The sequence below is a fragment of the Stutzerimonas stutzeri genome (assembly GCF_024448715.1).
GTDB lineage: Bacteria > Pseudomonadota > Gammaproteobacteria > Pseudomonadales > Pseudomonadaceae > Stutzerimonas > Stutzerimonas stutzeri_AR.
Genome location: NZ_JAMOHZ010000001.1, coordinates 566,360 through 585,827 on the forward strand (window position 1 = coordinate 566,360; position 19,468 = coordinate 585,827).

Below are 19,468 nucleotides of genomic sequence, written 5' to 3' on the forward strand. Positions count from 1 at the left end.
TAGCACTGCTCAGCGAGAAAGATCGTTGAGCCGCCGGCCAAACGCCTCTTCATCCAGGACTGTCACGCCTAGTTCAGTGGCTCTGGCTAACTTCGATCCCGCTCCAGGTCCAGCCACAACGCATGTCGTCTTGGCCGATACCGAGCCGGATACCTTGGCCCCGAGCGCCTCCAGTTTTGCCTTGGCTTCATCACGGCTCATGCTTTCCAGCGTGCCGGTAAGCACCCAGGTCTGACCCGCCAATGAAAGGCCTTCCGCTGCCTTGCGTTCGCTCTGCCAATGCATGCCGAACTCACGCAGTTGAGCTTCAATGCTACGAGCGCGCTCGGCGTTGCCAGGGTCGTCGAAGTAGTCGCGCAACGCGCGGGCGGCCTTTTCATTGAGACGCTCGACCTGACGCAGGTCCAGCCAGTCGGCACCAATGATGCCCTCAAGGCTGCCGAAGCGATCCGATAAACGTTGAGCGCCGGTTGTAGCGATGAAAGGGATATTCAGCTTGTCGAGCAGCCCAGCCAGCGTCGCGCAGGCGGCGAATTCGGGATGCACGTCGCCTTCTTCTTGCAGCCGAACGCCACGCTCATGCAACTGCTTGATAACGAGCTGGTTATGCTCGTCCTCAAAGAAGCTATGGATTTCATGGGCGACTTCCAGCCCGATATCGGGCAGATAGACCAGCACATCCGGCATCGCCCGGCTGATGCGATCGAGCGAGCCCAAAGCCCGCGCCAGCAGCTTGGCGGTGCCTTCCCCAACATCCGGAATCCCCAAGGCATAGATAAAACGCGCCAGAGATGGCGCACGACTTGCGTCGATGGATTTGAGCAAGTTGCGGCTCGATACATCGGCAAAACCTTCCAATGCCAGAACCTGGTCATACGTCAGGCAATAGAGATCGGCTGGCGAGTGCACTAGGCCGGTGTCGACCAATTGCTCGACGATCTTGTCGCCCAGACCGTCAATGTCCATCGCACGGCGCGAGACGAAGTGGATAATCGCCTGTTTGAGCTGGGCCTGACAGGCCAGGCGGCCGACGCAGCGGTAGATGGAGCCCTCGCTGACCGACTCCCTGCCCTTGCTGCGCTTGATCAGCTGGGTGCGTTCAACAGCCGAGCCGCAGACAGGACATTGCTCGGGTACATGGACCGCACGCGCATTTTCAGGTCTGCGTTCTGCGATCACGCCAAGGATTTGAGGGATCACGTCGCCCGCACGACGCACGATTACGGTGTCGCCGATCATCACGCCCAGACGCGCAACTTCATCCATGTTGTGCAACGTGGCGTTGGAGACCGTCACGCCCGCGACCTGCACGGGCTTCAAGCGTGCGACGGGCGTGATAGCGCCTGTGCGGCCAACCTGAAACTCCACATCGAGCAGTTCGGTGATTTCCTCTCGGGCCGGAAACTTGTGCGCGATGGCCCAGCGCGGCTCGCGGGCGCGGAAGCCCAGTTCACGCTGCTGTCGCACGGAATTCACCTTGAACACCACACCGTCGATCTCGTAGGGCAATGCGTCGCGCTTTTCACCGATGGACTGGTAATAGGCACGGCATTCGGCGACGCCCTTGGCCAGCTTCAGCTCACGGCTAATGGGCAGGCCCCAACCCTTCAAAGCATTGAGAATACCGATATGGGTATCGGGCAACCCATCGTCGCTGCGGCCAATGCCATAGGCGCACAGCTCCAGGGGGCGGCTCGCGGTAATTTTCGAGTCCAGTTGGCGCAAGCTTCCTGCCGCCGCATTACGCGGGTTGGCGAAGGGCTTGCCGCCACTTTCAACCTGGCGGGCGTTGAGTGCCTCGAAACCGGACTTGGGCATATAGATCTCGCCGCGCACTTCGAGAATTGCTGGCCAACTACTGCCGTGCAGCTTCAAGGGGATATTGCGGATCGTGCGCACGTTGGCGCTGATGTCCTCGCCAGTGCTGCCGTCACCACGAGTGGCGCCACGTACCAGGTGGCCATTTTCGTAGAGCAGGCTGACCGCTAGACCATCAAGCTTCGGCTCACAGCTGTACTCGACTTCAGCGCCGCTACCGAACAGGTCGCCGGCTGGAATATCCAACCCCTCACGTACGCGACGATCGAAATCGAGCAAGTTTTGCTCTTCAAACGCATTGCCGAGGCTGAGCATCGGAACTTCATGGCGGACCTGGCCGAAGGCCGCCAGCGCCTCACCGCCGACACGCTGGGTCGGCGATTCGGCCGTTATTAGCTCAGGATGTTCGGCCTCAAGCGCTTTCAGCTCGTTGAACAGACGATCATATTCAGCGTCAGGGACACTGGGCTCGTCGAGTACGTAGTAACGGTAGTTGTGGGCGTCGATTTCGCTGCGCAGTTCGGCGATGCGCTCTGCAGCGGTTTGGGCGGAAGGCATATGACGGAGCCGTAGCTATGGCAATGCTGATCAGACAGCCTCAGCGCGCCTTGGTTGATATCAGGCGCGGGATTTTAGCCGATCCTGCAATTGGCGGCAGGTTTGCGCTGGCTTTGAGGCTGTTCATGGCATCGACAGCGTGTTGCACGGCGTTGAGCAGGCGAAAGCTCCGTAGGGTGGGCTTCAGCCCACCGGGGGGCTTCATCGAGCGTCGCCTGTGGTGGGCTGAAGCCCACCCTACGATTGTGTGCCTCTCCGTTGCGCTTACCGCGCTCGGCTCGACTTGCGGCCGCATCGCGGTTGGCGTCCATCAGCGCGGTTTAGTGTGTGCGTCTAGTGATTCTGGGGGTGCATCTCGAACAGGATTCGTGGCCCGCTGCACTTGTACGAGGCCGACCCGGGGTGATGTTTTTGGCCGCGTACTGGCCAAAAAAAACCGCTCCTGAGAGCGGTTTCGGGGATCAACGTTTGATAGTCATCTGCCGGCGCTCGTATTCAACGATGCGCTGGCGGTAGTGCTCGATGGTCTGGGCAGTCAGCACGCTGCGCTGGTCATCTTTCAGCTCACCGTTCAATTCCTGCGAGAGCTTGCGAGCGGCGGCGACCATTACGTCGAACGCTTGCTTCGGATGGCGCGGCCCAGGCAGGCCGAGGAAAAAACTGACGGCTGGCGTGGTGAAATGGTCGATATCGTCCAGGTCGAACGTCCCGGGCTTGACCGCGTTGGCCATGGAGAACAGAACTTCGCCATTTCCCGCCATGCTTTCGTGACGGTGAAATATATCCATCTCACCGAACCGCAAACCGCTTTCGAGAATGTTCTGCAGCAGCGCCGGGCCGCGGAAACCGGACGCATCGCGAGAGATGACGTTGATTACCAGGACCTCCTCAACCGGCGGCAGGTCCTGACCGAACTCGCTCGTTTCAGCTTCCTCGTCATCACCGGCTACAGGGTTCAGCAGCGTCGGGACAGGTTCATCGCTTGAAAAATGCAGATCGCCTTGCTGGGGTGCGGTGGCGCGACGCTTTCCGGTCTCGCGGGCGCTCATCGAGGGAAGATCAGTTTCGTCCAGTGAGGGCTCGTTGTTGCGGTTTACGACTCGTGGCGGCCCCAGTAGCTCGTTGGACTCGCCGTCATCGGGGAAACTGTCGGCGATGTTGCGGTCCAGCTTGAACTTCAATTTGCCTTTGCTGCCGCGCATCCGCCGCCAGCCGTCAAAAAGAATGCCGGCAATAACAATGATGCCGATGACGATCAGCCACTCGCGCAGACCGATATCCATTAATGCTTGAACCCCTGAAATCGATGATAAAGACGCAGATTCACAGCCGCTGAACAGGCTCCTCTGCGCATCGTAAAAAATTTGCGCTCTAAACTAGCACGACGAACGGTAGATTTGCACCGCCCGGCGCTGCTCTTTTATAGGTCTCCTGTCTACCCACAACCCGTGGCAGGCAAAGCCGCGGCTCAAGCCTCCACAAGTGCAACTGCCTGTTCCACATCGACCGCAACCAATCTTGAGCAACCCGGCTCATGCATGGTCACGCCCATTAGCTGGTCAGCCATTTCCATCGCAATTTTGTTATGCGTGATGTAGATAAACTGCACCTTCTCCGACATTTCCTTGACCAGACGCGCATAGCGCCCAACGTTCGCATCGTCCAATGGCGCATCCACCTCATCCAGCATGCAGAACGGTGCCGGGTTGAGCTGAAAAATCGCAAACACAAGCGCCAGAGCAGTCAACGCCTTCTCTCCCCCTGATAGAAGATGAATGGTGCTGTTCTTCTTGCCTGGCGGGCGCGCCATGATCGCCACCCCGGTATCGAGTAAATCTTCCCCGGTAAGTTCCAGATAAGCGCTGCCGCCACCGAAAACCTTGGGGAAAAGCGCCTGCAAGCCGCCGTTGATCTGGTCGAAGGTCTCCTTGAAGCGATTACGGGTTTCCTTATCGATCTTGCGGATAACGTTTTCCAGCGTTTCCAGCGCCTCGGTGAGATCGTCGTTCTGGGCGTCGAGATAGCGTTTGCGTTCCGACTGTTGCTGATACTCATCGATTGCAGCGAGGTTGATCGGACCGAGCCGCTGGATCCGAGCGCTCAAGCGCTCCAGCTCCGCCTCCCACTCCCCTTCACTCGCCCCGGCAGGCAATGTCGCCAGTACGCCGTGCAGGTCAAAGCCATCCTCGTGCAGCTGATCCTGCAGCGCCTTGCGACGAACACTCAGCGCCTGCCATTCCATTCGCTGTTGTTCGAGCTGGCCGCGCAGCAGTTGCGCTTGCTGCTCGGCCTGTGTGCGGCGTTTCTCTGCATCACGCAATTCTCGATCGGCGTCTTCGAGCGCCAACCGAGCGAGCTTGAGTTCATCTTCCACGCCCATGCGCCGCTCGAGCAGTTCCTCGAGTTTCATGCGCAGCTCTTCGAGCGGCGCCTCGCCTTCCTCCAGATTCAGGTTGAGTTGCTCGCGCCGCTCCACGGCACGCTCGAACTGCTGTTCAAGCCGTTCAAGAGCCTGGCGGGTCGAGTCGTGCTGCGCCTTCAGCGAACCCACTCGCACAGCCAGTTGGTGTGCGTGATCCTTATGCTGGCGGGCCTCTTGGCGAATACGATCGAGCTTTTCGCGAATGCCGTCGCGGTTCGCCAGCAGCGACTCGCGTTGTTCGGTATCCATCGCCATGGCATCGAGCGCGTCCTGCAATTGCAGCCGTGCCTCGCCCAACTGTTCGGTTTCCAGCGCGCGCTGCTCGGATTGCTCGGCCAGTTCTTCTTCCAGCCGACGACGACGCAGGCTCAGTTGCTCCAGCTTGGCGTGGCTGGCTGATAGCCGAGCCTTCAGTTCGCCCTGCTGCCGAGACATGTCCTGATGACGGCGACGCTGCTGCTCTCGGTTTTCTTCCTGCTGGCGTTGCGCCTCGCGGAGCTGGTCTAGGCTCTCGCTTAGCAGCTCCAGACTGGCCTCATGCTCGTCACGCTCGGTCTGTAACCGCTCCAGCTCCTGACCGCGTGCCAGCAACCCGGACTCGGCATCACCCGCGCTCCGCGCGCGCAGAAAATGCCGACCAACCCAGTAACCGTCACGGCTGATCAGGCTTTCGCCATCGCCAAGCGAGCCACGTGCAGCCAACGCCTGATCAAGATCATCCACCGGTCGCACCCGGCCCAACCATGGCGACAGATCGGCGGCTGACTCGATTTTGTCCAGCAAGCTGCCGGCCATGCGAGCACCGCCCTGTGTCGGAGTGACCAGACGCAAGTCGCCCTGCTCGAAGCCGCTTACATCGAGGCCGTCGAATCCATCCAACAACACCGCCTGCAGGTCGGCGCCCAGCACGGTTTCAACTGCCAGCTCCCAGCCCGGCTCGACACGTAGCCCTTCGGCGAGGCGAGGACGCTCATCGAGTCTCTGCTCACGCAACCATTCGGAGACGCCCTTGCCTGGGTCCATCGCAGCCTGCTGCAAAGCTTCCAGCGAAGCGATACGACCATTCAGCCGCTGCAGTTCGCCCTGCGCCTGTTGCTCGGCCTGGCCGGCTTGCTGCAGCTGTTCGCGTAATTGTTCAAGTTGCCGATCGGTCTGCTCCTGCTCGGCGACCAGTTCTTCCAGACTCACCTCGCTGACGGCCAGCTGCTCGCTCAGCTCTGCTACCGCGGCATCTTCCGGATCGCCTGCAAGCGAGGCGCGTTCCTCATCCAGACGACGCTGGCGCTCGGCCAGGCGTTCCAGGCTCTGTTCCAGCTGCTGGATACGGGACTGCTGCACCTCGGCCGCACGGCGCGGTTCGGCGCTCTGCTGGTTGAAACGTTCCCACTGCTCTTGCCAGAGCTGCATCGCGGTTTCGGCTTCTTCGAGTTGCGCCGCGGTTTCCTCGGCTGCCGCACCAGCTATGTCCTGCTCAGGCTCGAGCATCGCCAGTTCTTCGCCAAGGGTGGCGAGCAAGGTGCGGTCATGCTCCAGATGCGATTCGGTTTCCAGCCGCGCCTGCTCGGCCTCGCGCAAGTCGTTCTGTAGCTGCCGAAGCCGCTGCTGGCCATGCTGAATGCTCTGCTCTACCCGTGCGATATCACCGCCAACGGAATAAAAGCGGCCTTGAACCAGATTAAAACGCTCGGATAGCTCGTGATGACCGTCGCGCAGACGTTCGATGCTAGCGTCCGCATTGCGCTGTTCGGCGACCAGTGCCTCGAAACCGACCTCCTGATCGCCAATCACTTGCTCACGCTGACCGACCTGATCATTCAGGGCCTGCCAGCGCAATGCCGATAGTTGCGCCTTCAGCTGGCGCTCTTCGGCCTTGTACTCCTGATATTTTTCAGCCGACTGGGCCTGGCGATGCAAGCGTTCCAGCTGCCGCTCCAGCTCTTCGCGCAGATCGGTCAGGCGCGCCAGGTTTTCATGGGTGCGGCGAATACGGTTCTCGGTTTCGCGACGGCGCTCCTTGTACTTGGAGATGCCCGCCGCCTCTTCGATGAAATTACGCAGGTCTTCAGGCTTGGCCTCGATCAGCTTGGATATCATGCCCTGCTCGATGATCGAATAGCTGCGCGGCCCCAGACCGGTACCAAGAAAGATGTCGGTGATATCCCGCCGTCGGCATTTCACACCGTTGAGGAAATAAGTGTTCTGCGAATCGCGCGTGACCCGGCGGCGGATGGATATCTCGGCGAAGGCAGCGTATTCGCCGGTGAGGGTGCCGTCGGAATTGTCGAAGATCAGCTCGATGCTGGCCTGGGTCACTGGCTTGCGGGTGTTCGAGCCGTTGAAGATGACATCCGTCATCGACTCGCCACGCAGGTTCTTCGCCGAGCTTTCGCCCATCACCCAGCGCACGGCATCGATGATGTTCGATTTGCCGCAACCGTTCGGGCCGACCACTGCTGCCATGTTGCTCGGAAAGCTGACGGTGGTCGGGTCGACGAATGATTTGAAGCCGGCGAGTTTGATGCTTTTCAGTCGCATGCGGGCCTATCCATGGCGATCAGCGGGAGAATGAACAAGCAGGGTCGCCGCATCGGAATTCCTGGCATCGAGTGGGGTGCTGACGCGAAACGGCGGAGTTTATCACGGCGTCTGGTGGGCTGAAGCCCACCCTACTGGTCCCATGCGATACCGATGTAGGGTCGGCCGGGCGGCGCTCCGCTTCAGCCCACCAATCGCGGCGATGCTTACGTGGCAACTGGCGACAAATCGCGGCGGGAGTGACGCTCACCAAGCGTGAACGACGCTAGCTCCGTTTCGGCCTGGTTTGGAATTGCATCTGGTGGGCTGAAGCCCGCCCTACTGATGCCCAGCCCCGTCTAGCCCACCCTACGCCGCCCGGCTTCATCCGCCCGTCATGCTCATGAAGCGCACTACCTGAACCTGCTCATCGGTACGGAATTCGTGCTTTTCCGGCTTGAGCTGCAGCGCGTCGACCAGCGCGTGGCGCAATCGCTCGCTGTCGCCTGGGTAGCGACGCATCAGGCTCTTGAGGTCCAGCGCGCCTTCATGCCCTAGGCAAAGCACCAGCTTGCCCTCTGCCGTGACACGCACGCGGTTGCAGCTGCCGCAGAAGTTGTTGCTATGCGGCGAAATGAAGCCAACCTGAGTTTCGCTACCAGCCACCTGCCAGTAGCGCGATGGACCGCCGGTGGCGTGGCTGCTGCGTATCAGCTGATGGCCGACTTCGATGCGTTCGCGCACTTCCTCGCTGGAGCAGAAGGTGATCTGGCGCTCGTGGCTGGACACGGTGCCCAACGGCATTTCTTCGATGAAGCTGATATCCAGCCCGCGCTCGACGGCAAAATTCACCAGGTCGAGTACCTCGTCATCATTTCGACCTTTCTGAATCACGCTATTGAGCTTGATTCGGCGGAACCCGGCATTGCGCGCCGCCTCAATTCCTTCTAGCACCTGATCGAGCTTGTCACGACGGGTGAGCTCGGCGAAACGATCACGCTTGAGCGAGTCCAGGCTGATATTCAGGCGTTTGACGCCGGCATCGCGTATTACCGGCGCCAGCGTTGGCAGTTGCGAGCCGTTGGTGGTGATCGCCAGGTCTTCCAGCTCTTCACGCGCACCCAGGCGAGCCAGCAAACTAGGCAGACCCTTGCGCACCAGCGGCTCGCCGCCGGTCACGCGGATGCGCTTGACGCCTAGGCTGATAAAGGCGTCGGCGACCGCGTAGAGCTCTTCGAGCGTGAGAATCTGCGCACGCGGTGCGAATACCATGTCTTCACTCATGCAATACGTGCATCTGAAGTCACAGCGGTCGGTAACCGACAATCTAAGGTAAGTGATGCGCCGGCCGAACGGGTCGACCAACTGAGAATCTGGCATGTCGCTCTCCAACGGCTTGATGCGCACGGACAAGACTATGCCGGAACGTGACGTGAGGCAAAGGTGGCGAGGCGAATGGCATGCAACAGCACGCCATTACGCAACGGGCATCCGTCAAACGCGAGCTGAACGTTTTGATGGGTTGCGCCTACAAGGGGGCCGGCCGTCATGCGACGCGGTTCACGACACACCCGATGCGGCCCGCCCGAAGGCAAAGTCCGGCACCGGCAACACTGGCTGCATGAACCTTCGGCGAACGCGCAACGATACTTTGTTGGCACGACTCGAACTCTAGGATAATTCGCCTTCGCCGATTCACCGGAGCTTTTGCAGATGGATAACGACGCCCTCCGATCGATGGGCTGGCGCGAGCGCCTCTACATCATCATCTTCTTCACCAATACGCCCGCCGGCAAACGCTTCGATACCTGGCTGCTTGGCGTTATCTTCGCGAGCCTGGTCGTGGTGATGTTCGACAGCGTTGCCTCCTACCGGGAGCAGCACGGAATGCTGTTGACTGGGCTGGAGTGGTGTTTCACGGCTATTTTCGCCATCGAATACCTGGTTCGGATCTATTGCCACCCAGAGCCGCGCAAATACATCTTCAGCTTCTACGGCGCCATCGATCTGCTGTCCGTTTTGCCGGCATTTATCGCGCTGTTTCTGCCGGACGCACAGTACCTGTTGGTGGTGCGCACCATTCGCATGCTACGCGTGTTCCGCGTCCTCAAGCTGACGCAATACCTGAGCCAGGCCAACTTTCTGCTGGTCGCGCTGCGTGGCAGCAAGCAGAAAATCGTCGTCTTCTTGCTCAGCGTCACTACGATGGTGCTGGTGTACGGCACGTTGATGTATGTGATTGAAGGTCCTGAGAACGGCTTCACCAGTATTCCGATGAGCATTTATTGGGCAGTGGTGACCATCACCACGGTGGGCTTCGGCGATATCGTCCCGCATACGGCGCTGGGCAAAGCGGTTTCTACATTGGTGATGATCACCGGTTACTCGATCATCGCCGTCCCCACCGGCATTTTTACAGCGGAACTGGCTACCGCGATGCGTGCCGACAGCTTGCAACACCGCTGCCCCACATGTGAAAAGCTCAGCCACGAGCCTAATGCGGCTTTTTGCAGTCGCTGTGGGAGCCAGCTTTTCAATCGAGCAGAACGCGACGCCGAAAGCTGATCTCCTTGACCGACCTGATCATTCAACAGCGTTGAGCAAGCCTTCTCATAAAGCCAAAGCCCATCGACAGTCGCCCAGAATCTTTCATCCGAACCGCCTCGGTACAGGGTTGTCACAACCTCTGACTTGCCGCGGGCCGGATGGAGACGCGAATGCCCTTGCTCAAACTGCTGCATTTCGCAGGCCTGCTGTGCTGGTGCGGCACCCTCTTATATCTGCCTGCACTCATCGCGGCCGGTACCAAACGCAGTGATGCGCTTTTTTATCGAGACCATGCCCACCTGACCCGCATGGTTTTCAACCTCATAGGTACCCCGGCCGCACTGATTGCTATCGGATCGGGAACCGCCCTGTTTCTACGCGACGGAATCATGGCCGGCTGGCTGATCGTCAAACTCAGCACGGTCGCCGGTATGGTGCTGTGCCACGCTCTGTGCGGCGTGCTTGTACTGCATATCGAACGCTCGCCGGAACAGAGCGTAAGCATTCGCTGCCGCTTTCTCGGCGTTGCTGTCGCGACCTTCATTACAGCAACGCTCTGGCTGGTACTGGCCAAGCCGTTTTAGCTCATGACTCAAACCGCTCGATCAACCGAATAACGCCCATGACCGAACGATCCAAACCTCATTCACGGCCCAGGTCAGACCTTGTCCAGATCGACCCCAACAGCATGCTCGTAAACCAACCGCCCGCCGAGATAGGCAGCCAGGGAGATCATCGCAGCGGTGATTGCCGACAGGTACAGCGCCCAGAACAGCATGCTGTCTCCATCGTTCTGGTAACGCAGCAACCAATTGAGCGAAGCCAACGAAAGCATCATCACCGCCAGGATTGCATGACACCAGGCGGTGATCTTCTGCCGAATCTCACGCACCGTAAGCAGATCGATCAAGCCGAAAATGCTGGCGACCCAGCCGCCCAGCGCACCCACACCGGCCAACCAGAGCCCTGCGCGCCACCAGAAATCATCCATCGTGAAGAGGTGGGCAATATCGACCGGCAGCAGTCCGGTCAAAGCCGCCACTGGAAAATGGATCAGCATCGGATGCAAGGGATGCCCGGCAATCGCGGCGCGGCTGTGGATGGAGTCTCGGTATCGGGCCATTCGGCTCTCCGGCGGCATTCAAGGGGACTGGGCACCCGCTCCCAACGAGTCGGCAGCCTCTTGAAATGGACCACACTGGCGCTGGCAGTTCCTTTGCTGAGCGCCTGCGGAGGCTCGCTTTCCGCCCTCAACCCGGCCAGCCCAATGGCGCGGCAGGTGGCGAATGTCTGGTGGGGGATGTTCGCTTTCGCCACGCTGGTGCTGGTAGCCGTGAGTGCCCTATGGATCTACGCATTGGCGCGCAAACCGCGCAAGACCACTGATGAACAAGCGATACGACTTAATCGGCGCTGGGTCATAGGCGGCGGCATCGTGCTGCCAAGCGTAAGCATCATCGTGTTGTTGATATTTGGCATCCCGACCGGGCGCAGCATGATTCCGCTGCCGGTCGAGGGCGAGCAACCATTAAAGGTCGAAGTCACCGGCCATCAATGGTGGTGGGAGGTGCATTACCCCGACAGCGGTGTTACCACAGCCAATCAGCTGATCATCCCGGCTGGCCGTCTTGTGGACGTGCATGTCACCAGTGCCGATGTCATTCACTCGTTCTGGATCCCACGGCTTGGCGGCAAGATGGACATGCTGCCCGGGCGGACCAACATCATTCGTATCGAAGCAGGGCATGCCGGAATATTCCATGGCCAGTGCTCCGAGTTCTGCGGCCTGCAACATGCGCATATGAAACTGCATGTCGAAGCGTTGGACGAATCCGGTTTCGGCGAATGGATCGCGGCGCGGGAAAATCTCAACTTTACGCAGCGCGCGCCCGGCGAGGCAGGAGAAGTCTTCCAGAACCGCTGCGGCCAATGCCATCGCGTCGCGGGGATTACCGACGGCAATCGCGCACCGGATCTTACCGATCTGGCAACACGGCCAAGCCTAGGCGCGGGCGTAATCGACAATGATGAAGAAGGCCTCCGCCGCTGGCTGCGTGAACACAAGACGCTCAAGTTCGGCAATGGCATGCCTGCCCACGACGACGTTCCGCCTGAAACCCTTGACCAGATCGCCGATTGGCTGGAGACGCTCGCTCCATGACTTATTTCGATAGAAGCAGCGCGCCCTCTACGGACCCGGATCAGCTCCACGACCGATTCAACGATGTCTGGGGCAACCCGCGCGGGTGGCGCGCGCTGACCATCGTCAACCACACCAGCATTGGCCTGCGCTTTTTGATTACCGGCGGCGTGTTCTTCCTGATCGGCGGCTTGATGGCGATGCTGATCCGCACCCAGCTCGCCCTGCCCGGCTACGTATTGATGGAGCCGGAGGTCTACAACCAGGTCTTCACTATGCATGGCTCGGTGATGATGTTTTTGTTCGCCGTACCAATGATGGAGGGGCTGGCGGTCTACCTCATCCCGAAGATGCTCGGTGCACGGGATCTAATCTTCCCGAGGCTGTCTGCGCTCGGTTATTACTGCTATCTCTTCGGTGGCATCATTCTGCTTTCCAGCGTGTTTCTCGGCGTGGCGCCCAAGGCCGGCTGGTTTATGTATACGCCGCTGTCGAGCTCGTCGCACATGCCCGGCGTCAACTCCGATTTTTGGCTGCTGGGTATTACGTTCGTCGAGATCTCCGCGGTGAGCGCCGGGGTCGAGTTGGTGGTGTCGATCTTGCGCACACGAACCAACGGTATGGCGCTGCACAAGATGCCGCTCTACGCTTGGTACATCCTTGTCATGTCGCTGATGATCGTTTTTGGTTTTCCGCCATTGATCCTCGGCAGCATTTTGCTGGAGCTTGAACGCGCGGCCGGGCTGCCGTTCTTCGATACCGCCAAGGGCGGCGACCCGGTGCTTTGGCAGCATCTGTTCTGGCTGTTTGGCCATCCCGAGGTGTACATCATCTTCCTGCCGGGCGCCGGCATCGTCTCGACGTTATTGCCGGTGTTTTGCCAACGGCCACTGGTGGGTTATCGCTGGGTGGTACTCGGCGTGCTGACGACCGGCTTCCTGAGCTTCGGCCTCTGGGTCCACCATATGTTTACCGTGGGTATTCCTGCACTGGCCCTGGGCTTCTTCTCGGCGGCAAGCATGCTGGTTGCTATCCCTACGGGAGTGCAGATATTCGCCTGGATCGCCACGCTCTGGCTGGGCAAACCGGTGTACCACGTACCGATGCTTTGGCTGGTGGGCTTCCTAATTGTCTTCGTCTGCGGCGGGCTGACCGGTGTGATGGTCGCCCTGGTGCCCTTCGATTGGCAGGTGCACGACACTCACTTCGTCGTTGCGCATATGCATTACGTGCTGGTCGGCGGCATGTTCTTCCCGTTGATGGCCGGGCTGTATTACTGGCTGCCGCATTTCTCAGGACGCATGCCCTCGGTACGGCTCGGCCGCTGGGGCTTCTGGCTGGTATTCATCGGTTTTAATGTGACCTTTCTGATCATGCACTGGACTGGCTTGATCGGCATGCCGCGCCGGATCTATACCTACGACACGGGCCTGGGCTGGGGCATGCCTAATCTGGTTTCGTCGATCGGCAGCTTCATCATGGCCATCGGTATTGCCACCATCCTGCTGGATATCGTATTGCACTTTCGCTTTGGCCAGCCCGCGGAGAAAAACCCGTGGAACGCCGACACGCTGGAATGGGCCACTAGCTTGCCACCGAGCCCATATAACTTCGTCAGCCTGCCGAACATAAGCGAGCGTCATCCACTATGGAAGGACCCGGATCTACCGGACAGCATTGCTCGCGGCGAACACGCATTGACGACCATAGACCATGGCCGACGGGAAACCTGGGGCACAGACCCGTTGACAGGCAAAGTGCGCGAGATCATTCACCTGCCCGGCAACAGTTGGTTGCCATTCGTGGCCTCGGTGTTTCTCGCCGTGCTCTGCCTGAGCCTGTTAAACAAGTTCTACTGGGTAGCCCTCATCGCGACCATCGCAACGTTAATCGTGTTGTTCCGCTGGTCCTGGGAAAACGGCGCACATCCGGCCGCCGCACCGGACGCGCATACCCAGCCCGGCGAGCCGCCGCTGCATTCGCGCACCTTCGATGGCCCGGGGCTGTGGGGCATGGGCGTGACGCTGCTGGCCAACGGCACTATGTATCTGTCGCTGCTGTTCGGCTGGTTTTATCTATGGACAGTGTCGCCGGACTGGCAGGTGCCGGAACAGTCGAACCTGAACGGCTGGCTGATGCTCGCCAGCGCCGTTCTGCTGACAGTCGGGACGCTATGGATGCGCATAGTGCCGGCGCGATTGCGCCGCGGTAACAGTGACCGGTTGCTGGGAAATCTCTGCGCCGTAGCAGCCATCGGCCTGATGCAATGCGCCACGCTATTGTGGGTGTTGCTCGGGGCCAATCTGCAGATAACCGAAACCGCACATGATGCAGTGATCTTCGTGATGCTGGCCTACAGCCTGATTCTTTGCGCCCTGGCAACGATCCTTACCATATTGCAGGCGATGCGGGTGATGTACGGCTATGTCGGCGACAAGGCACCCTACGAAACCGTGGTTGTCGAGCAGCTCTGGTATTACAACCTCGGCGTGATCTGGAGCGCCTACGCTGCAATCGTCCTGTTCCCGACCGCGTTGGGAGCCGCCTGATGAAGTATCGTCGCACTTCGATCTTTCACCCTGTACAGATCCCGTTCGGGCTGACGATCTGGAGCCTCTGGTTTGCTGCCATGTATGGCTCTCATGCCGTAGTCTGCTCGATTGCTCCGCCTGACCCTAATCAGGGCATTTTCAACTGGCTGAACGCCAGCTTCGGAGCTCTGACATTGTTGGTCGTCTTGCTGCTGCTTTGGTTAGGGCGCCGTTCCTGGAAGCTGTCGCGTCCGCCGCATGATCTCAACGAGCGCCAGATCTTCGTCACTAAGATTTCCTCGGGCATCCACTTCATTGCAGCGTTGTCGACGGTATTCGTCGGGCTTCAGCTGGCTTTTTTGCCGCCATGCGTATGACTCGATGGGTTACACCCATCCCACGGAGATCAGGTCTGAGGGAGATCAATCGGTCTTCTTGCGAATCCAGTAGAGATAGGTGCCTTCTTCGGCGTGCTGCTCCACCAGTTCATGGCCGAGGAAGACGCAGAACTTAGGGATATCGCGTTGGGTGGACGGGTCGGTGGCGATCACCTTGAGCAGTTCGCCGCCACCGAGGCCGCGCACCTTGTTGTGCAGCATCATTACCGGCTCAGGGCAGTTGAGACCGCTGGCATCGAGCACCGCGTCGGCGAACAGTTCAGCAGATTGAGACATCACAGGCTCCATAAAACAGGTCGGCATTGTCGCGCAGACGGATCGTGTGGTCACCAGGCCCAGCGTCACAGCCGACGCAAATGGCAGGTCACTTCCTCGCGGTCATGGTAAAGCTGCTTGCAGCCGATGCTGGCCTTCACCCCTCGTTCGGCAAGCCCATCTGCGATGCGTTCCAACAGGCGTTTCACCTCGGGGTAACGCTGCTTCATAGGCAGTTTGAGGTTGACCACAGCCTCACGGCACAGGCCCTCGCCAATCCAGGCTTCCAGCAAAGCGGCATTTTTCGCCGGTTTCTCGACGATATCGCAGACCATCCAGTCCACAGGACGCTTGGGACGGAAGGCAAAACCATCCGCGCGGTAATGCCCGACCAGCCCTGACTCAAGCAGCGTCTCGTTCATTGGCCCGTTGTCGACCGCCATTACCTCTATATCTCGATTGACCAGCTGCCAGGTCCAACCACCCGGCGAGGCGCCCAGGTCCACCGCGGTCATGCCCGCAGCCAGCCGCTCATCCCACTTATCGCGTGGAATGAAGTGGTGCCAGGCCTCTTCCAGTTTCAATGTCGACCGGCTCGGTGCCTGCCGCGGGAATTTCAGACGCGGAATGCCCATCGGCCACATGGCGCTGTTATCCGCTTCGGCGACGCCAAGGAATACCTCACGCCCGCTCTTGAAGGTCAATAGCAAACGCGGGCCGTCACCGCCCTCGCTCAATCGGCCTGCCTTTGTCAGCGCCTTGCGCAACGGTGCCTCGAACTTGCGGCAGAAGTTCGAAAGTTCCTTGCCATCGTTGGTGTCCAGCACTTCCAGCCAGAGGCTGCCGCACACGGGATAGGCTTGGAGATGTTCGAGCAACACGCCGATTCGGTCGGCTTCGGGTAAGGCCAGATAGTCGCCACGAGCCCATTGCCGGGGGAAGATCAGCCGGGCGAAGCGTGTGCCGCGCATCAACCGCTCCGCGCCACCCTCCTCGCTGCAGACGAACTCGGCGCAAGCGCTTTCCGGTTTCGCCTTGGCGTAACCGGCCACACCAAGGCGAGCGGCCTGATCGCTGATCTCGGCGCAGACTTCGTTTTCAAAGCCCGGTCGGCAATGCAGCAGCAATGTTTTCATGGTACGAACCCTGTAGTCGGCGCGACGGTGCAATGGCGTGCGAGCGCTCTGCGACCAAAGCCGCACATCATAGCCGAGTGGGGAACCCGAGGCGTGCTGCCCCGGTCCAGTGAACAGTTAGCTGGAATCAATCGAGCGAATACAGCCCCGTCAGCGCCTGCAAAAAATGCCGAGGCAAGAATTTCATCGCCGTCGACGCCAGTCGGCGGCCAGTTTCGTGGCGAAACACTTCGCCAGGGGCTAGTTTCAACACAACGCTCCCCATCTCAGTCAAGCCCGACCGTGCGGGCACAAGGAGAGACGAATGCCATCCCTGGACAGCCTGAACTGCCGTCGAAGCCTCGATGTGAACGGCAAGACTTATCATTACTACAGCCTTGCTGAAGCGGCGAATCAATTGGGCGACATCAGTCGTCTACCGACCTCCCTCAAGGTTCTGCTGGAGAATCTGCTGCGCTGGGAGGATGACGTCACGGTGCGCGCCGATGACTTCACTTCGTTGGCGGTGTGGCTGAAGACCCACACCTCCGAACGCGAAATCCAGTACCGCCCCGCGCGCGTGCTGATGCAGGATTTCACCGGCGTGCCTGCGGTCGTCGATCTGACCGCCATGCGCGATGCCGTGTCCCGAGCCGGCGGCGATCCACAACGCATCAATCCGCTGTCACCGGTGGATCTAGTGATCGACCACTCGGTGATGGTCGACCGTTTCGGCAGCGACAAGGCGTTCGAGCAGAACGTCGACATCGAAATGCAGCGCAACGGTGAACGCTACGAGTTCCTGCGCTGGGGTCAGCAAGCCTTCGATAATTTCCGCGTGGTGCCGCCGGGCACCGGTATATGCCACCAGGTCAACTTGGAATACCTGGGCCAAGTGGTGTGGACCAAAGAAGAAAACGGCGAAACCATCGCATACCCGGACACCCTGGTCGGCACCGATTCGCATACAACCATGATCAACGGCCTCGGCGTGCTGGGTTGGGGCGTGGGCGGTATCGAGGCGGAAGCGGCCATGCTCGGCCAGCCCGTGTCGATGCTGATTCCAGAAGTAGTCGGCATGCGCCTGACCGGCAAACTCAACGAAGGCGTGACGGCTACCGATCTGGTACTCACCGTCACGCAGATGCTGCGCAAGCAGGGGGTGGTGGGCAAATTCGTCGAATTCTTCGGTCCCGGCCTCGACAACCTTCCCCTTGCCGACCGCGCGACCATCGGCAACATGGCACCCGAATACGGCGCGACCTGCGGTTTTTTCCCGGTGGATCAGGTCACGATCGATTACCTGCGCCTGACCGGGCGCGACGAGGACCGCATCGCGCTGGTCGAGGCGTACAGCAAGGCTCAGGGCATGTGGCGCGACAGCAACTCACCGGACCCGGTGTTCACCGCCACTCTGGAACTGGACCTCAGCCAGGTGCAGCCTTCTCTCGCCGGACCCAAGCGTCCACAGGACAGGGTTTCGCTGGGTGACATTGGCGCCAACTTCGATCTCCTACTGGAAACCAGTGGCAAGACTCAGCAAGCCAACAGCTCGGTGCCCGTAGCTGGCGAGGATTTCGGTCTCAAGCATGGCGCAGTCGTCATCGCGGCGATTACCTCCTGCACCAACACTTCCAACCCCAACGTCCTGATGGCCGCCGGACTGGTGGCAAAGAAGGCGCTCGAACGCGGTTTGAAGCGTGCGCCCTGGGTGAAATCCTCCCTCGCGCCCGGCTCCAAGGTCGTCACCGATTATCTAGAGCGCGCCGGGCTGACTACCTACCTGGATCAGCTTGGTTTCAATCTCGTCGGTTATGGCTGCACCACTTGCATCGGCAACTCCGGACCGTTGCCCGAGGCCATTGGCCAAGCGGTCACCGACAACGATCTGATCGTGTCCTCCGTGCTCTCCGGCAACCGCAACTTCGAAGGACGCGTGCATCCGCTGGTGAAGGCCAACTGGCTGGCTTCGCCGCCGCTGGTGGTGGCCTTTGCGCTTGCCGGTACAACCCGAATCAATATGGATAAGGACCCACTCGGCTACGACGAGCAGAATCAGCCGGTCTACCTCAAGGACATCTGGCCGACCAGCGCCGAAGTAAACGAAGCGGTCAGCAAGATCGATGGGCAAATGTTCCGTACACGCTATGCGGACGTATTCAGCGGCGACGAGCATTGGCAGTCCATCGCAGTAACCGCTGGCGATACCTATAAATGGAACAGCAATTCGAGCTATGTGCAGAACCCGCCGTTCTTCGAGGACATCGGCCAACCGCTGGTGCCGCCAGCAAATGTCGAGAATGCGCGCATTCTCGCTCTGTTTGGCGATTCCATCACCACTGACCACATCTCGCCAGCTGGCAACATCAAAGCCAGTTCGCCCGCCGGTCTGTACCTGCAGCAACTGGGCGTAAAGCCGGAAGACTTCAACTCCTATGGCTCGCGTCGAGGCAATCATGAAGTGATGATGCGCGGGACCTTCGCCAACATCCGCATCAAGAACGAGATGCTGGGTGGCGAAGAAGGCGGCAATACGTTTCATCAGCCGAGCGGAGAGCGCATGTCGATTTACGACGCGGCAATGCGCTACCAGACCGAAGGCGTGCCGCTGGTGGTGATAGCCGGCAAGGAGTACGGCACCGGCTCCAGCCGCGACTGGGCGGCCAAGGGCACCAACCTGCTCGGGGTGAAAGCTGTGATCGCCGAAAGCTTTGAGCGCATCCACCGCTCCAACCTGATTGGCATGGGCGTGCTGGCGCTGCAATTCGTGGGTGATCAGACGCGCAAATCATTAAGCCTGACCGGTAACGAGACGCTCTCTATCCGAGGTCTCAGTGCCGACATCAAACCACGTCAGCTCCTGACCGTGGATGTGGAGCGCGAGGACGGCTCACGAGACACTTTCCAAGTGCTCTGCCGCATCGACACGCTCAATGAAGTCCAGTACTTCAAGGCCGGCGGCATTTTGCATTATGTCCTAAGACAGTTGATCGAAGCCTGAGCGCCACGCATCCCTGGCGCCCCTTCAACGCCCGCTCGCAACACTGTTGCAGCGGGCGTCTTGTTTCTGCAAATGTTTGTCGGTTGATGCTCAACTGATTGGTTTTGCTGCCGTTAATAAGACATGGCTTGCCGTCATCGACTGCCCAAGAACATCAAAACCATCCCGA

The 19,468-nt window shown here is 59.8% G+C and carries 13 protein-coding genes; 6 read left to right on the forward strand and 7 right to left on the reverse strand.

The window, feature by feature from the left end:
- Positions 1-9 precede the first annotated feature (9 nt).
- The 4 genes from ligA to moaA form a co-directional block, all read right to left on the reverse strand.
- Positions 10-2,376 carry an NAD-dependent DNA ligase LigA gene (gene ligA / locus NAV33_RS02435; RefSeq protein WP_255976544.1) on the reverse strand — a complete coding sequence of 789 codons (2,367 nt, stop codon included), beginning with the start codon at positions 2,374-2,376 and terminating at the stop codon, positions 10-12.
- 461 nt (positions 2,377-2,837) lie between these two features.
- Positions 2,838-3,659: a cell division protein ZipA gene (gene zipA / locus NAV33_RS02440; RefSeq protein WP_255976546.1), complete on the reverse strand. Its 822-nt coding sequence runs from the start codon at positions 3,657-3,659 to the stop codon at positions 2,838-2,840.
- A gap of 185 nt (positions 3,660-3,844) precedes the next feature.
- Positions 3,845-7,333 carry a chromosome segregation protein SMC gene (smc, locus tag NAV33_RS02445; RefSeq protein ID WP_255976548.1) on the reverse strand — a complete coding sequence of 1,163 codons (3,489 nt, stop codon included), beginning with the start codon at positions 7,331-7,333 and terminating at the stop codon, positions 3,845-3,847.
- A 363-nt stretch (positions 7,334-7,696) separates the two neighbouring features.
- Complete coding sequence (moaA, locus tag NAV33_RS02450) at positions 7,697-8,692, reverse strand: GTP 3',8-cyclase MoaA (RefSeq protein WP_255976550.1); 996 nt, start codon at positions 8,690-8,692, stop codon at positions 7,697-7,699.
- Positions 8,693-9,025: 333 nt separating this feature from the next.
- On the opposite strand from moaA, the gene NAV33_RS02455 reads away from it, so the two are divergent.
- Both NAV33_RS02455 and NAV33_RS02460 read left to right on the forward strand, forming a co-directional pair.
- Positions 9,026-9,877, forward strand: coding sequence for an ion transporter (locus NAV33_RS02455; RefSeq protein ID WP_255976552.1), 852 nt, complete (start codon positions 9,026-9,028; stop codon positions 9,875-9,877).
- Positions 9,878-10,029: 152 nt separating this feature from the next.
- The gene (locus NAV33_RS02460) at positions 10,030-10,443 is read left to right on the forward strand and encodes a CopD family protein (RefSeq protein WP_255976555.1); all 414 of its coding nucleotides are present in this window, start codon (positions 10,030-10,032) and stop codon (positions 10,441-10,443) included.
- Between the two features lie 74 nt (positions 10,444-10,517).
- Here the strand turns inward: NAV33_RS02460 and NAV33_RS02465 are convergent, their stop codons facing one another.
- A complete protein-coding gene (locus NAV33_RS02465) occupies positions 10,518-10,982 on the reverse strand; it encodes a DUF2231 domain-containing protein (protein ID WP_255976557.1) in 465 nt (154 codons plus the stop codon).
- Between the two features lie 144 nt (positions 10,983-11,126).
- Between NAV33_RS02465 and coxB the strand changes: the two genes are divergently transcribed.
- From coxB to NAV33_RS02480, 3 genes are read left to right on the forward strand one after another with little or no spacing between them, the layout of a single operon-like run.
- The gene (gene coxB / locus NAV33_RS02470; protein ID WP_255977001.1) at positions 11,127-12,020 is read left to right on the forward strand and encodes a cytochrome c oxidase subunit II; all 894 of its coding nucleotides are present in this window, start codon (positions 11,127-11,129) and stop codon (positions 12,018-12,020) included.
- A complete protein-coding gene (ctaD, locus tag NAV33_RS02475) occupies positions 12,017-14,548 on the forward strand; it encodes a cytochrome c oxidase subunit I (RefSeq protein WP_255976559.1) in 2,532 nt (843 codons plus the stop codon). The genes coxB and ctaD overlap by 4 nt, the downstream gene beginning before the upstream one ends.
- Positions 14,548-14,907, forward strand: a complete 360-nt coding sequence (locus NAV33_RS02480; protein WP_255976561.1) for a hypothetical protein — start codon at positions 14,548-14,550, stop codon at positions 14,905-14,907. The genes ctaD and NAV33_RS02480 overlap by 1 nt, the downstream gene beginning before the upstream one ends.
- Positions 14,908-14,952: 45 nt before the next feature.
- On the opposite strand, the gene tusA is transcribed toward NAV33_RS02480, so the two are convergent.
- Entirely contained in the window at positions 14,953-15,204 is a 252-nt protein-coding gene (gene tusA / locus NAV33_RS02485; RefSeq protein ID WP_255976563.1) for a sulfurtransferase TusA, read from the reverse strand.
- A gap of 65 nt (positions 15,205-15,269) precedes the next feature.
- Complete coding sequence (rlmM, locus tag NAV33_RS02490; RefSeq protein ID WP_255976565.1) at positions 15,270-16,319, reverse strand: 23S rRNA (cytidine(2498)-2'-O)-methyltransferase RlmM; 1,050 nt, start codon at positions 16,317-16,319, stop codon at positions 15,270-15,272.
- 304 nt (positions 16,320-16,623) lie between these two features.
- Between rlmM and acnA the strand changes: the two genes are divergently transcribed.
- Positions 16,624-19,299: an aconitate hydratase AcnA gene (acnA, locus tag NAV33_RS02495; protein ID WP_255976567.1), complete on the forward strand. Its 2,676-nt coding sequence runs from the start codon at positions 16,624-16,626 to the stop codon at positions 19,297-19,299.
- The last annotated feature ends 169 nt before the right edge of the window (positions 19,300-19,468 follow it).

What these genes read in the sequence shown, in the direction of transcription:
- NAV33_RS02460 (WP_255976555.1), top strand. Translation starts at nt 10,030, where the DNA reads ATGCCCTTGCTCAAACTGCTGCATTTCGCAGGCCTGCTGTGCTGGTGC.
- zipA (WP_255976546.1), bottom strand. Translation starts at nt 3,659, where the DNA reads ATGGATATCGGTCTGCGCGAGTGGCTGATCGTCATCGGCATCATTGTT.
- acnA (WP_255976567.1), top strand. Translation starts at nt 16,624, where the DNA reads ATGCCATCCCTGGACAGCCTGAACTGCCGTCGAAGCCTCGATGTGAAC.
- ligA (WP_255976544.1), bottom strand. Translation starts at nt 2,376, where the DNA reads ATGCCTTCCGCCCAAACCGCTGCAGAGCGCATCGCCGAACTGCGCAGC.
- rlmM (WP_255976565.1), bottom strand. Translation starts at nt 16,319, where the DNA reads ATGAAAACATTGCTGCTGCATTGCCGACCGGGCTTTGAAAACGAAGTC.
- coxB (WP_255977001.1), top strand. Translation starts at nt 11,127, where the DNA reads ATGGCGCGGCAGGTGGCGAATGTCTGGTGGGGGATGTTCGCTTTCGCC.
- ctaD (WP_255976559.1), top strand. Translation starts at nt 12,017, where the DNA reads ATGACTTATTTCGATAGAAGCAGCGCGCCCTCTACGGACCCGGATCAG.
- NAV33_RS02455 (WP_255976552.1), top strand. Translation starts at nt 9,026, where the DNA reads ATGGATAACGACGCCCTCCGATCGATGGGCTGGCGCGAGCGCCTCTAC.
- NAV33_RS02480 (WP_255976561.1), top strand. Translation starts at nt 14,548, where the DNA reads ATGAAGTATCGTCGCACTTCGATCTTTCACCCTGTACAGATCCCGTTC.
- smc (WP_255976548.1), bottom strand. Translation starts at nt 7,333, where the DNA reads ATGCGACTGAAAAGCATCAAACTCGCCGGCTTCAAATCATTCGTCGAC.
- moaA (WP_255976550.1), bottom strand. Translation starts at nt 8,692, where the DNA reads ATGCCAGATTCTCAGTTGGTCGACCCGTTCGGCCGGCGCATCACTTAC.
- tusA (WP_255976563.1), bottom strand. Translation starts at nt 15,204, where the DNA reads ATGTCTCAATCTGCTGAACTGTTCGCCGACGCGGTGCTCGATGCCAGC.
- NAV33_RS02465 (WP_255976557.1), bottom strand. Translation starts at nt 10,982, where the DNA reads ATGGCCCGATACCGAGACTCCATCCACAGCCGCGCCGCGATTGCCGGG.